The sequence below is a fragment of the Actinoplanes regularis genome, assembly GCF_900188005.1.
Classification (GTDB): Bacteria; Actinomycetota; Actinomycetes; order Mycobacteriales; family Micromonosporaceae; genus Actinoplanes; species Actinoplanes regularis.
Genome location: NZ_FZNR01000019.1, coordinates 33,465 through 45,777, shown reverse-complemented (window position 1 = coordinate 45,777; position 12,313 = coordinate 33,465). Strand labels below are relative to the sequence as shown.

The following is a 12,313-nucleotide window of genomic DNA, read 5'->3' as shown; positions in this document are numbered from 1 at the left end:
GGAGAGGTACGTGCAGATCGCGATTCTGCTCTACGACCGGTTCACCGCCCTGGACGTCGTCGGCCCGTACGACGTGCTGAGCCACCTGCCCGGCGCGCGCGTCACCTTCGTCGCGGAGCGCACCGGCCCGGTCGGCAACGACGTCGGCAGCCTGCGCCTGTACGCCGACGCCGCGCTCGCCGACGTACCCCGACCGGATGTGATCGTGATCCCGGGCGGGCCGGGGCAGCCGGCGCACATGGGGGACGGCCCGGTCCGGCGATGGCTGCGCGACGCGGACGGGCACAGCACCTGGACGGCCTCGGTGTGCACCGGTTCGCTGCTGCTCGCCGCCGCGGGGCTGCTGACCGGCCGGCGGGCCACCACGCACTGGCTCGTCCACGACCAGCTCGCCACGTTCGGCGTCGTACCGGTTCAGGAACGGGTCGTCGCCGACGGCAAGTATCTCACCGCCGCCGGGGTCTCGGCCGGACTGGACATGGCCTTCACCCTGGCCGGTCGCATCGCCGGTGACTTCACCGCACAGGTCGTCCAGCTCGCCCACGAGTACCAGCCGCAGCCGCCCTACCAGGCCGGCGACCCGGCCACGGCGCCGCGCGCGATCGTCGAGGCGGTGCTGGCCCGCCGCGAGGCGATCATCAGCTAGCCGCGGGCTCGCACGCCGATCAACTCACCGAGACCGCCCACCAGTCGCGGGTGGGCAGCCGCACCCACCGATCGGGCTCGGTGAACGGACGAGCGTCGGCGGGGCGCACTCCGGCGTAGGCGCAGCAGTACTCGACGGCGTGGTGCTGGTAGAGGAAAGCGCGCAGGACCTCGGCGGCGGAGGCGTCGGCCGCCGGCCATCCGCCGCCCGGATGCAGGTCCCAGCCGGTGACGACACCGTCGTGCACCGACGCGCCCTGATTGCCGCTCTTGGGGTTGGCGTACATGCCGTAGCAGGTTGTGCCGGCCGACAGCAGCAGCGCGACCAGCGGCATCGACGCGCCGTACGCCCACGGCTGGCTGACGACGCAGCCGCCGGGCACATCGGTGACGCCGAGCGTCCGGATCGACTCGTCGCCGGTGGCGTCCCACATGTCCTCGACGACGATCTCGTCCTGGACCACCGTGGCGCCCAGGCGCCGTACCGCCTCCGCGGCGTCGATGCCGCCCACGCAGCACAGGCTCATGCCGTCACCATCGATCTCGGCGAGCGCGCCGATGAGCCCGCGCGCCTCAGCGACGGCGGCGGTCTCCGTCGCCGTCAGCGTCGCGCTCGTCCCGAACAGGTCGGGCGTCGCCCCGGCCAGGCTCAACCGCGCCGGTGACCAGCCGGCCATCATCGGCCGGTCGGGGTCCGCGCCGGCGGCCACGAGCGCCCGGGCGTTGGCGGGCTTGCCGGCGTGCACGGCGAGCCAGAGCGCGGTGCGTCCGTCGTCGACGGCGTCCACGTCGTCGACGAGCCGGGCCAGCTCCGCCACCACCTCGGCCGAGCCCTCCCGCGCCGCGTGGTGCAGCGGTCGCCCGTGCCCGCGCACGAGAGTGTTCGGGTCGGCGCCGGCCGCGAGCCGGGCCTGTACCGCGGCGAGGTCCGACCACGACCTGTACCCCATCCGCGACCAGTCGACGTCCGTCATCCGTGCCTCCCCGATGCCCCTGGCTGACCGCGCACCAGGGTAGGCGAGACGGTGGCGGCTCAGGGGGCGGCCGGCTCCCAGAGCAGGAGCCGGCGGTGGTGACCGAAGCCGTTGCGCAGATAGAAGTCGACCGCGCGACGGCCGGAGTGGACGGTCACGTGCGCCAGGTTCCGGGCGCGGGCCTCGGTCAGGATCGCGGCCATCAGCGCGGTGCCGAGACCCTGGCCGCGGTACTGCTCACGGACCATGACCGACTGGACGTCGCCGTAGCGCCGGTCCAGCGAGTCGTTGCGGGGCACCCGCTCCGCGACGAGCAGCCAGGCGGCGCCGACCACCCGCCCATCGACCTCGGCGACGAACGGCAGGTGCGTCTCCGCATGGGCGGCGACCCAGTCGGCGAACGCCGCGAGCCTGTCCGGTTCGATGTCCTGCAGGTCCGCGAGGGCCGCCACATCCGTCACGCCGGCCTTCCGCACGATCACCCGGCAGAGTCTAGGCAGGTACGCGGCTCGCCTCTACGCCAAGGCTCCGTCGAGTGACTCACGCAGGTGCTGGCGGGCGCGGTGCACCTGGGAGCGGGCCGCGCCGACGGTGATGGCGAGCTGGGCCGCGATCTCCTCGTAGTCCAGTTCGCTCAGATCGCGCAGCACCAGCGCCGTCGCCAGGCCGGGACGCTCGGTCTCCAGGCGCTCCAGCGCGTCGAGCAGCATCAGCCGCGAGCCGGCGATCACGCTGGTGGTGCGCGGATCCGGCAGATCGACGGGCAACTCGGCGCCGGTGCGTTCCGCGGCCCGGCGCTTCAGCGAGCGGTAGGTCTGGCGCGCGCAGTTCGCGACGACGACGTACAGCCAGGTGGCGAAGGTGGAATCGCCGTTGAACCGGGTGATGTTCTGCGCGACCCGCAGCAGCGCGTCCTGGCAGGCTTCCTCGGCGTCCTGCCGGCACGGCAGGATCCGGCCGCAGCGCAGCAACGTGTCCGGTCCGATCCGGATCAGCAGCGCGTCGAGCGCGGCCCGGTCACCGCCGGCCGCCGCCGTGGCCAGGGCCTCGATCTCTTCATTGAACGCCATGGCGCCCCTCCCCCGTGAGCGCCCTATAGTACGGCCGTGTCGGTGCCTGAACTGATCGGTAGATATCGCGTCGGGCGGCGCCTCGGTTCCGGCGCGTTCGCCACTGTGTGGTTCGCCGACGACGAGGAGCTGCGCAGCCCGGTCGCGGTGAAGGTGCTGGCCGACAACTGGACGCACCAGCTCGACGTGCGGGCCCGGTTCACCGAGGAGGCCCGGATCATGCGCCGCGCCGAGTCGGACCGGCTGGTCCGGGTGCTCGACGTGGGTGAGCTGCCGGACGGGCGGCCCTATCTGGTCATGACGTACGCGTCGGGCGGCACGCTCGCGGAACGCCTCGAGGACGGTCCGCTGCCGGTGCGCGAGGCGTTACGCGTCGCGGTGGAGGCCGCCCACGGTGTCGCCGTCCTGCACGGGCTCGGCATCGTGCACCGCGACCTGAAGCCGTCCAACGTGTTCTTCCACGAGAACCGGGTGCTCGTCGGCGACCTGGGACTGGCGAAGGCGCTCGCGCACGGGTCCGGCTTCACCGTCGTGGCCGGGTCGCCCGGCTATATGGCGCCGGAGCAGGCGCTGCTCGGCGGCGGCCTCGACGAGCGCACCGATGTGTACGCGCTGGGCGCGCTCACCTACCACATGCTCACCGGGCGGACCCCCACGCTGCCCGCCTCCATCCAGGCCGTGCCCGCGGCCGCCGCGCAGCCGGTGGTACGCCCGTCGAGGCTGCGGCCCGGTGTTCCGGCCGCGGTCGACAACGTGGTGATGCGGGCCCTCGCGTCCGCGCCGGCGCGCCGATGGCCGTCCGCGGCGGCGTTCGCCGACGCGTTGGAGGCGGCGCTCACCGCACCGGCACCGCGGCGGCGGCCCGCCGTCGCGCGCCGGCTGGCGGTCACCGCCGCCCTGAGCGCGGTGCTGCTGGGGGCGGGGAGCGCGTTCGACGCCGTACCCACCTGGACCCGGGTGACCGACGCCTCCGGCGAGGTCTCGGTGTGGGTGCCGGCCGCCTGGGCCAAGCAGGTCCGCGGCACCGGCTGGAACCCGCGGACGCTGCGCCTGGCGGACGGCCGCGCGCACGGCCTGGTCGTCGGCACCGATCTGACCGCCTGGGACGACCCGGCGAGCCCGGTGCCCGGCGTCTTCGCCGGCGTGAGCCCGGCGCTGCGCGGCGCCACCCCGGCGCTGCCCGACCACTCGACGTGCACCCGCCAGCCCGATCCGCGCCCGCACCTGGGCGCCCGCACGGCCGTCGTGCGGCGCTGGACCGGGTGCGGCGGCACGAGCGTCTCCTTCACCGAGGCTCTGATCACGCCGCCGACCGGCGATTACGGGCTGTACGTGCAGATCCGGCAGGTCGACGACACCGACCACACCGAGGCGATCCTGCGGGGCGTGCGTACGGGTTAGAACCGCTCCCACCGGATGTTGTCGTACCGGTAGCGGCGCACCTGCGTGCTGCCGTCCGGCTTACGGACGGTCGTCACGATCGTTTCGTTCTCGACCCGGTACGAGACGAACGTCATCCGCTTGCCCGGGCCCGGCGGCGGGTCCGCCTTGATCACGCCGCCGGCGGCCCACCAGACGTTCCGCTCGGAGGTGAGGTGGGCGGGCATGAGCATCTGCTCGTACGCGTCGGAGCCGCACTCGACGAGCACGAGCGCGTCCTCGACGGAGGGCGCGTTCGCCGGCTCCTCGGTGATGTAGTCGGCGTAGAACGGCTTCGCGCCGCCGGGAAGCATCGTGCACGTGTTCGCGCCCTTCGTCGCCTTGCCGTTCTTGAAGCGCATCTCACCGTAGGTCCCGAGGTTGGTGAGCGTGGCGTTGTCCCAGTCGGTCCCGCGGATCCCGTCCGCGGGCGACGCGGTGCTCGTGGCGGTGGGTTTACCGGTGGTGGACGCGGTCGCGCTGGGCGACGACGACGGCGACGACGGGATGGCGGTCACCACCGGGGGCGGGCTGCCGGCTGGTCCGGCGTCACCCGTGACGCTCTTCGGTCCGGCCTCGGTGCAGCCGGTCAGCGCCGTCACCGTGAGTGCGATGGCTACCAGGGGCAAGGTACGCATGGGAGGTTCCTCTCAGCACAGTTGGACTGTCTCTGTCCCCCTGTTCGATGCCGATCTTGAACCCGCCATTCCAGCGAATCGACCACGATTTCTGTGAGGAATCCGACACGCGCCCGCAGAGCCGGACGTGCCCGCGGGCGCTCGGCCGCGGATTTGTGTCGTACCCGGGCCATAGTGTGCCGGCCGTGACGACGACTGAGGACCGCTTGTACTACTTCTCCGGGTCGGCCGATCCGCCACCCGGGCAGGGCGTCCATGAGCGGATCACCGACCCGGCCCGTTACGCCGCGCTGGCCGGCGTGCCGCACTGGCGACGGATGCTGTCGAACTTCTGGCCCGCCGAGTTCACGCTGGGCGAGCGCACCTACCGCACGGTCGAGCACGCGTTCCAGGCGGCGAAGATCGCCCTGGTGGACCCGGTCCTGGCCGAGCGGTTCGCCTTGGAGAGCGACACGGAACTGGCGCGCGGCGACGGCGCGACCGCGCGCAGGCACCGAAAACTCGTGCTGCTGGACGACGCCCAGCTGCGCCGGTGGGACGAGTGCAGGAACCTGGTGATGCGCGACGCGATGCGCGCCAAGTTCAGCCGCCACGAGCCGCTACGCGCGGTGCTGTCGGCAACCGCCCCCGCGCAGTTGTGGCACGGCGTCGGCCGTGGTCAACCACCCACACGCATCCACGACCTGGAGACGATTCGCGACGCGCTGCGCCCATAACCCGACGGGCGGGGTCGGCGGGGTTCATGCGGGCCGCTTTCCGGGGTGTGCGAGGTCGGCCCGGCCCGCCAGCCAGGATCGGACCAGGTCGTCGTGCTCGCCCAGGTGTGGTGGGCGGCTCGCGGGTTCGGGCCGGGCGACGGCGTACCGGACGGGGTGGCGGATCTGGGTGCCGGAGCCGGTCTCCAGCAGCGGGTCGAGGCCGAGCGCCGACGCGCGGTCGAGGGCCTGGCCGATGTCGCGGACCACGCCGGCGGCGATGCCGGCCGCGGTCAGCCGCTCCTCCCAAACGGCTGCGGTCGCGGCGGCGAGGGCGTCCTCGAGCGCCGCGACCAGCTCCGGCCGGTGGGCGACCCGGGACGGGTTGTCGATGAAGCGGGCGTCCGAGGCGAGGGCCGGCCGGTCCAGGATCCGGCAGAGCCGGGCGAACTGGCGATCGTTGCCGCAGGCCACGGCGATGGGTACGTCGGAGCAGCGCAGCGTCTCGTACGGGGCGATCGACGGGTGCCGGTTGCCCAGACGTCCCGGCGCGACTCCGGTGGCGAGGTAGCCGGAGGCCTGGTTGACCAGCCCGCCGAGCAGGCTGGAGAGCAGGTCGACCTGGACGTGGTCGCCCAGCCCGGTCTCGTGGCGGCGGTTCAGGGCGGCCAGGATGCCGATGGTGGCGTCCTTGGCGGTGAGCACGTCGACGAGTGCGACGCCGACCTTGAGCGGTTCGCCGTCCGTCTCGCCGGTGACACTCATCAGCCCGCCGACGGCCTGGACCACGAAGTCGTACCCGGGAAGGCCGGCGTCGGGCCCGAACCCGGTGATCGAGCAGTACACGACGCCGGGGTTGGCGGCCGCGACCGACGCGTAGTCCAGTTCGAACCGGTCGAGTCGCAGGTTCTGCACCACGACGTCGGCCCGCGCGGCCAGTTCGAGGGCGGTCTCCCGGTCGCCGGGCCGGGACAGGTCCAGGGCGATGCTGTACTTGCTGCGGTTGAGGCCCTCGAAGTACGACGACGACCCGTCGCCCCACGGCGGCCCCCAGGACCGGGTGTCGTCGCCCGATCCCGGGCGTTCGACCTTGATCACGACGGCGCCGAGGTCGGCGAGGGTCATGGTGGCGAGCGGGCCGGCGAGCACCCGGCTGAAATCCGCGACGACCAGGCCGGACAGCGGCGTCACCGGCGCACCTCGCGGCGCGGTACACCCCAGGGGTTCGCGTCCCGCAGCGCCTGAGGCAGGGCCGGATCGGGTACGTCCTGATAGGTCACCGGCCGCAGGAACCGCTGCAGGGCGGCGGCGCCGACGGAGGTGTGCGCCGGCGCGGTGGTGGCCGGCCACGGGCCGCCGTGGTGCTGGGCCCAGCCGATGGTCACGCCGGTGGGCCAGCCGTCGACCACGACCCGGCCGCTGGTCCGCGACAGCGCGGCGACCAGGCCGGGCACCGCCGGATCGCCGGGGCCGCCGCCGTGCACCGCCGCGGCGAGGCTGCCGGGCAGGGCGTCCAGGACCGCACGCAGTTCGGCGTCGCCGGAATACTCGGCGACCAGCGCGACCGGCCCGAAGCACTCCTCGAGCAGGCCGGTCACGGCGGCGAGGTCCACACCGAGCACGCACGGCTCGGCGGCCCAGCCACCGCCGGCCGGCGTGGCGCGGGCCAGCACCTTCGCTCCGGCCGCCAGGAAGGAACCGACCCCGGTGGCGTACGCGTCGGCGATCTGCTCGGTGAGCATCCAGCCCTCTGGCGCGGCCTCGGTGAGGGCCCGCGCGACCAGGGCGGGCAGGCCGGTTCCGGCGGGCACGAGCAGCAGCCCGGGTTTGGTGCAGAACTGGCCCATGCCCTGGGTGAACGACGCGACGAACCCGGCCGCGATCGCGGGAGCCCGGGTGGCCGCACCGGCTCCGGTCACCACGGCGGCGTTGACCGTGCCCATCTCCGCGTAGACCGGGATCGCCCGGTCACGCTCGGCGGCCTGGCGCCACAGGGCGAGTCCGCCGCGCAGCGAGCCGGTGAACGCGACCGCCGTGATGTCCGGATGGCTCACCAGCCGGCTCCCGGCCTCGTACCCGGAGATGAGGGTCAGGGAACCGTCCGGCGCGCCCGCCGCGCTCAGCGCGTCGCGGGCCAGCGTGAAAAGCGCCGCCGACAGCCGCGGGTGCGCCGGGTGCGCCTTGACCACGACGGTGCAGCCGGCGGCGAGGGCGGTCGCGGTGTCGTGGCCGAGCACGCCGAAGCCGAACGGGAAGTTGCTCGCGCCGAAGACCGCGACCGGGCCGAGCGGGACCCGGGCCCGGCGCAGGTCGGGCAGGTCGCCACCGGTTTCGATCACGGCGTCCAGCCAGGAGCCCTCGCGGGTCACCGAGGCGTAGAAGCGCAGCGCCGCGGCGGCCCGCTGGGCCTCACCGGACAGCCGGGGAAGGCCGAGGGCGGTCTCCTGGTCGGCGAGCTCGGCCACGGCGTCCCGGCCGGCGTCGAGCGCGTCGGCGATCGCCTCCAGCCACCCGGCCCGTACGCCGGGTGGCGTTTCCGCGAAAGCCGCCGCGGCCGCGGCGACCGCGGCGGCGACCTCGGCGTGGGTGGAGTCCGCGAGGGCCGGCACGGACCTTCCGGTCCGTGGGTCGAAGGAGCGTGCGGTGGTCATTCCACGACCTTACTGACGGCTTCCTCCAGTACGGTCGAAGCGTCGTCGAGCAGATCGAAGCTGATGACCGGTGATGGCAGCGACCGGCCCTGCTGTCCCGTCGCTGAGCAGCGTCGCTCAGCTGAGCAGGCCGGACTGGTAGGCGAAGACCACCAGCTGGGCCCGGTCGCGGGCGCCGAGCTTGACCATGGCGCGGCTGATGTGGGTGCGGGCGGTGGCCGTACTGATCGCCAGCCGTCCGGCGATCTCGTCGTTGGCCAGGCCCTCGGCGGCGAGCACCATGATCTCGCGTTCCCGGGCGGTCAGCGTGGGCAGCAGCGGATGCGGCGACAGGGTGCGCGGGGTGAGCGTCACGAACTCGCGAACCAGGGTCCGGGTGACCGACGGCGACATCAGCGCGCCACCGTCCGCGACGGTGGCGATCGCGCGGAGCAGGTCGGCCGGGGTGGTGTCCTTGAGCAGGAAGCCGCTGGCCCCGGACCGCAGCGCGTCGAAGACGTACTGGTCGTGCTCGAAAGTGGTCAGCACGATGATCCGGGTCGCGGCCAGTCCGGGGTCCGCGGTGATCCGGCGGGTCGCCTCCAGGCCGTCGACGCCGGGCATCCGGATGTCCATCAGGACGATGTCCGGCCGGGTCCGGACGGCCTCGGCCACCGCGCTCAGCCCGTCCGCGGCCTCGCCGACACAGGTCAGGCCGTCCTCGTTGTCGATGAGCGTGCGCAGCCCGAACCGGACCAGCTCCTGATCGTCCGCGACGAGCACCCGGATCATGCCGGATCCCCGAGCGGCAGCCGGACGTGGACCTCGAAGCGCTCGTCCCGCGGACCGGCGGTGACCTGACCGCCGAGCGCCTCGACGCGGGCGCGCATGCCGGCGATCCCGGACCCGGTACCGGCGGCCGGGGTGCCGGTCAGCGGATTGCTCACGGTGATGGCGATGCCGTCGGGCTCGTACCGGATGGTGAGGTCGGCCTGCCCGCCTCCGCCGTGCCGCAGCACGTTGGTCAGCGATTCCTGGGCGACGCGGTACGCGGCGAGGTCGACGGCCGCCGGCAACAGCGTGCCCGGCTCGCCGTGGGTACGCAGGTCGACCCGCACCCCCGCGTCGGCCATCCGCCGCAGCAGCTGGTCGAGCCCGCCGAGACCGGTCGGCGGGTTGTGCTCGTCGCCGTCGACGCGACGGGTGGCGGCCAGCGTCGACCGCAGCTCGTCGAGGGCCTGCCGGCTGCTGCGGCTGATCGCCTCCAGCGCCGGGCGGGCGTGCCCGGGATTGCGGTCCAGGACGTGCAGCGCGATGTCGGCCTGCATCTTGATGGCGGCCAGACCGTGCCCGACGATGTCGTGGACCTCCTGCGCGATGCGCAGCCGCTCGTCGTCCACGCGTTGCCGGATCGTCTCGACCCGCGCCTGCTGGGCCGCGGCCTGTCGCAGCCGCAGCCCGTATCCGACGCTGGCCGGTACGACCACCCACGCGACGACCGGGACCACACCCGGCCAGCCGGGCCGGCCGTCCGAGGTGAACAGGTGGATCAGCAGCAGCGACAGCACCGCGCCCGCGCACCAGAGCGCGGCCCGGGTCGGGGCGTGCCGGACCGCGCTGTACACGGCGAACATGACGAGCAGCAGGATCGGGCCGTACGCGTAGCCCACGGCGAGGTAACCGGCGGCGCACAGCCCCGTCACCGCGAGCGTGACCAGCGGCCACCGGCGGCGCACCGCGAGGGCCAGGGCGGCCACGATCACCAGGGTGTAACCGGTGCGGTCGAGCGGCACGGCGGCGTGGCCCAGCCGGGCGGCGACCCCGCTGCCCACCGCGGCGGCCACCGCGAGCAGCGTGGCCAGCGCCAGGTCCGCCCGCGCCGGCTGCCCGAACCTCGCCCAGCTCACCCGAGCATCCTCTCAGGCCAGCGAGTACGCGAGGGCCGCGATGGTGGCGGCGCCGTAGCCGGCCACCGCCACGACGACGGCACGGGTCCGTCTGGCCTCGTCCCAGCGGGTGAACGACAGGAGCCAGGCCAGTGCCGGGAGCACCAGGACGCCGTGCAGGCCCATCGCGTGTACGGGTTTGAGGAACCCGACGACCTCGTACGCCCGCTGCTGATCCCCACCGTTGACCTCGACCACCCCTCGGGCGATCATCGCCGCCCCGGAGACCAGCCCGATCAGCAGCGACGCGAATCCCGCCCGCAACGCCACCCGCATGCTCGGTGCGACCCGGGCCCGGAACGCCGCCAGGCTCATCAGCCCCAGCACCACCACGAGCACCCCGCCGCCGATCGCGAGCACCGTGGAGACCGCCGAGTCGAACGCGGTCTCCCGGTTGATGTGCGAGGGCACCCCCCGCCACGCCTGCAGGGTGATCCCGGCGACCTCGACGCAGCAGTCCACCGCGAAGACGGCGAGCAGGAGTCCGCGCCGGCGGGCGGGCAACGGCAGGTACGCCGATAGCCAGGCGACGGTCATCAGGGTGAGGCCGAAGGACAGCCCGAAAGTGATCGGTTTACGCCACGACACCGGCCCGTGCCAGGGCCCACCGGCGACGGCGAACACCGCGAGGTGGAACACCCCGGCCGCGATCAGCACCAGACCCGCGATCCAGCAGATCCGCTCGATCCGGCCGCCCGGCACCCGCGGTCCCCGTACCAATGCCATTGCGCCCCTCCGACGACGATCCGTACCGCACCATCGTCCGGAGCGACGGCCGGCCGGTCGTCCGTCGCACGGCGGCCCGGCACGTACGCAAATCTGCGTACGTGCCGGGCCCGGCGCCGGTCAGAGCAGCTCGACCGGGATGTTCCCGCGGGTGGCGCCGGAGTAGGGGCAGACCTGGTGGGTGGCTTCGATGAGCTCCCGGCCGACCTCCGCCGGCACGCTCGCCGGCAGCGTCGTGCGCAGGACGGCCGCGAGCGTGAAGCCGCCCTGTTCCTTGGGGACGAGACCGACCTCGGCGGTGACCGACAGGCCCTCGACGTCGATCTTCCGCTGCCGCGCCACCAGCTGCATCGAGGTGGCGAAGCAGGCGGCCCAGCCGGCCGCGAAGAGCTGCTCCGGGTTGGTGCCGCCGCCGGGGCCGCCCAGTTCCCGCTGCAGTGCGAGCTTGACGTCCAGCAGGCCGTCCGAGCTGAAGGCGCGGCCGTCGCGGCCGGTGGCGGTCGCGACCGCGGTGTACTGGCTGTTCAGGTCCTTCACCGTTTTCATGACTCTCACGCTAGGAAGATCGGTGGCCGCGGCCCATGGCTCGCCGTCTCCCGTCGATGTCCGATCGTCTCGCTGAGTGGGGACGGTCGATACGATCGGACCCGTGGACGTTCTCAGCGACGCGATCGGCGCCATGCGCACGGGGCGGCCGCACTCCGCCGAGATCCGCAAGCGGGCGCCGTGGGGCGTGCGGGCCGAGCCGTTCTCCGGGGCCGGCTTCCACGTGGTGCTCGAAGGGTCGTGCTGGCTGATCCCGGCCGGCGGCCCGCCCGTCCCGCTGGGCGTGGGTGACGTGGTGTGCCTGCCGCACGGGTGCGGGCACGCGCTGGCCGACAGTCTGTCGACGCCGCTCGACGCCGTACCCTCCGGCGCTCTCTCGCAGGTCAGGCCGGTGCGTGACGACGGACCGGGCGCCCTGACGGTCCTGCTGTGCGGCGCGTACACGCTCGACCGGACCCGGCCGCACCCGCTGTTCGCGGAGCTTCCCGAGCTCGTCCATCTGCCGGCCCGCCTCGGTCACCGCTCGCCGCTGCACGCGGCGGTCAACCTGCTCGGCGACGAGGTGACCGATCCTGATCACGGCACCGAGGCGGTCGTCGCGGCGCTGCTGGACGTGATGCTGCTCTACATCGTGCGGGGCTGGCTCGCCGAGCGGTCCTCGGCGGGCCCGACCACCGGCTGGGCCGCGACGCTGAACGATCCGGCGATCACGGCCGCGCTGCGCGGCATCCACGAGGAGCCGGCTCGGCAGTGGACGGTCGAGGCGCTGGGCGCGATCGCGGGACTGTCGCGGGCTGCGTTCGCCCGCCGGTTCACCGCGCTGGCCGGCCGGCCTCCGCTGGGCTATCTGACCTGGTGGCGGATGACCCTGGCGGCCCGGATGCTGCGGGACACCGACAGACCGCTCCAGGCCGTCGCGCAACGCGTCGGCTACACCTCGGCGTTCGCCTTCGCCAAGGCGTTCAAGCGGGAGTACGGCCTCGCGCCCGGCCAGTTCCGCCGGGCGCGATGATCCGTGAGCTTC

General features: G+C 73.7%; 14 protein-coding genes. 4 read left to right on the top strand and 10 right to left on the bottom strand.

Annotated elements, in window-relative coordinates; translation table 11 throughout:
• Positions 1–10: 10 nt before the first annotated feature.
• Positions 11–646, top strand: coding sequence for a DJ-1/PfpI family protein (locus CHC09_RS34450; protein WP_089297552.1), 636 nt, complete (start codon positions 11–13; stop codon positions 644–646).
• Positions 647–665: 19 nt separating this feature from the next.
• Here CHC09_RS34450 and CHC09_RS34445 read toward each other — a convergent pair whose 3' ends face one another.
• From CHC09_RS34445 to CHC09_RS34435, 3 genes are read right to left on the bottom strand one after another with little or no spacing between them, the layout of a single operon-like run.
• A complete protein-coding gene (locus CHC09_RS34445; RefSeq protein WP_089297444.1) occupies positions 666–1,619 on the bottom strand; it encodes an ankyrin repeat domain-containing protein in 954 nt (317 codons plus the stop codon).
• A gap of 59 nt (positions 1,620–1,678) precedes the next feature.
• Positions 1,679–2,101: a GNAT family N-acetyltransferase gene (locus CHC09_RS34440; RefSeq protein ID WP_239138701.1), complete on the bottom strand. Its 423-nt coding sequence runs from the start codon at positions 2,099–2,101 to the stop codon at positions 1,679–1,681.
• A gap of 33 nt (positions 2,102–2,134) precedes the next feature.
• Positions 2,135–2,689 carry an RNA polymerase sigma factor gene (locus CHC09_RS34435; RefSeq protein WP_089297443.1) on the bottom strand — a complete coding sequence of 185 codons (555 nt, stop codon included), beginning with the start codon at positions 2,687–2,689 and terminating at the stop codon, positions 2,135–2,137.
• A 36-nt stretch (positions 2,690–2,725) separates the two neighbouring features.
• Between CHC09_RS34435 and CHC09_RS34430 the strand changes: the two genes are divergently transcribed.
• Positions 2,726–4,090 (top strand): serine/threonine-protein kinase, encoded by a 1,365-nt coding sequence (locus CHC09_RS34430; protein WP_089297442.1) that lies wholly within the window; start codon positions 2,726–2,728, stop codon positions 4,088–4,090.
• Here the strand turns inward: CHC09_RS34430 and CHC09_RS34425 are convergent.
• On the bottom strand, positions 4,087–4,746 hold the full coding sequence (locus CHC09_RS34425) for a hypothetical protein (protein ID WP_089297441.1): 660 nt from the start codon (positions 4,744–4,746) through the stop codon (positions 4,087–4,089). The genes CHC09_RS34430 and CHC09_RS34425 overlap by 4 nt on opposite strands.
• Before the next feature lie 185 nt (positions 4,747–4,931).
• Here CHC09_RS34425 and CHC09_RS34420 point away from each other — a divergent pair, with 185 nt between their 5' ends.
• On the top strand, positions 4,932–5,462 hold the full coding sequence (locus CHC09_RS34420; RefSeq protein WP_179277409.1) for an NADAR family protein: 531 nt from the start codon (positions 4,932–4,934) through the stop codon (positions 5,460–5,462).
• Between the two features lie 24 nt (positions 5,463–5,486).
• On the opposite strand, the gene CHC09_RS34415 is transcribed toward CHC09_RS34420, so the two are convergent.
• The 6 genes from CHC09_RS34415 to CHC09_RS34390 form a co-directional block, all read right to left on the bottom strand.
• The gene (locus CHC09_RS34415) at positions 5,487–6,632 is read right to left on the bottom strand and encodes a CaiB/BaiF CoA transferase family protein (RefSeq protein WP_089297439.1); all 1,146 of its coding nucleotides are present in this window, start codon (positions 6,630–6,632) and stop codon (positions 5,487–5,489) included.
• Positions 6,629–8,092: an aldehyde dehydrogenase family protein gene (locus CHC09_RS34410; protein ID WP_089297438.1), complete on the bottom strand. Its 1,464-nt coding sequence runs from the start codon at positions 8,090–8,092 to the stop codon at positions 6,629–6,631. The genes CHC09_RS34415 and CHC09_RS34410 overlap by 4 nt, the downstream gene beginning before the upstream one ends.
• A 117-nt stretch (positions 8,093–8,209) precedes the next feature.
• Positions 8,210–8,863, bottom strand: a complete 654-nt coding sequence (locus CHC09_RS34405) for a response regulator (protein WP_089297437.1) — start codon at positions 8,861–8,863, stop codon at positions 8,210–8,212.
• Complete coding sequence (locus tag CHC09_RS34400) at positions 8,860–9,978, bottom strand: sensor histidine kinase (RefSeq protein ID WP_089297436.1); 1,119 nt, start codon at positions 9,976–9,978, stop codon at positions 8,860–8,862. Before CHC09_RS34400 ends, CHC09_RS34405 begins: the two co-directional genes overlap by 4 nt.
• Before the next feature lie 12 nt (positions 9,979–9,990).
• Complete coding sequence (locus CHC09_RS34395; protein ID WP_089297435.1) at positions 9,991–10,743, bottom strand: hypothetical protein; 753 nt, start codon at positions 10,741–10,743, stop codon at positions 9,991–9,993.
• A 120-nt stretch (positions 10,744–10,863) separates the two neighbouring features.
• Positions 10,864–11,289, bottom strand: a complete 426-nt coding sequence (locus tag CHC09_RS34390) for an organic hydroperoxide resistance protein (protein ID WP_203833324.1) — start codon at positions 11,287–11,289, stop codon at positions 10,864–10,866.
• Positions 11,290–11,392: 103 nt separating this feature from the next.
• On the opposite strand from CHC09_RS34390, the gene CHC09_RS34385 reads away from it, so the two are divergent.
• Positions 11,393–12,301, top strand: coding sequence for an AraC family transcriptional regulator (locus CHC09_RS34385; RefSeq protein ID WP_089297549.1), 909 nt, complete (start codon positions 11,393–11,395; stop codon positions 12,299–12,301).
• The last annotated feature ends 12 nt before the right edge of the window (positions 12,302–12,313 follow it).

What these genes read in the sequence shown, in the direction of transcription:
- CHC09_RS34395 (WP_089297435.1), bottom strand. Translation starts at nt 10,743, where the DNA reads ATGGCATTGGTACGGGGACCGCGGGTGCCGGGCGGCCGGATCGAGCGG.
- CHC09_RS34390 (WP_203833324.1), bottom strand. Translation starts at nt 11,289, where the DNA reads ATGAAAACGGTGAAGGACCTGAACAGCCAGTACACCGCGGTCGCGACC.
- CHC09_RS34405 (WP_089297437.1), bottom strand. Translation starts at nt 8,863, where the DNA reads ATGATCCGGGTGCTCGTCGCGGACGATCAGGAGCTGGTCCGGTTCGGG.
- CHC09_RS34425 (WP_089297441.1), bottom strand. Translation starts at nt 4,746, where the DNA reads ATGCGTACCTTGCCCCTGGTAGCCATCGCACTCACGGTGACGGCGCTG.
- CHC09_RS34435 (WP_089297443.1), bottom strand. Translation starts at nt 2,689, where the DNA reads ATGGCGTTCAATGAAGAGATCGAGGCCCTGGCCACGGCGGCGGCCGGC.
- CHC09_RS34410 (WP_089297438.1), bottom strand. Translation starts at nt 8,092, where the DNA reads ATGACCACCGCACGCTCCTTCGACCCACGGACCGGAAGGTCCGTGCCG.
- CHC09_RS34445 (WP_089297444.1), bottom strand. Translation starts at nt 1,619, where the DNA reads ATGACGGACGTCGACTGGTCGCGGATGGGGTACAGGTCGTGGTCGGAC.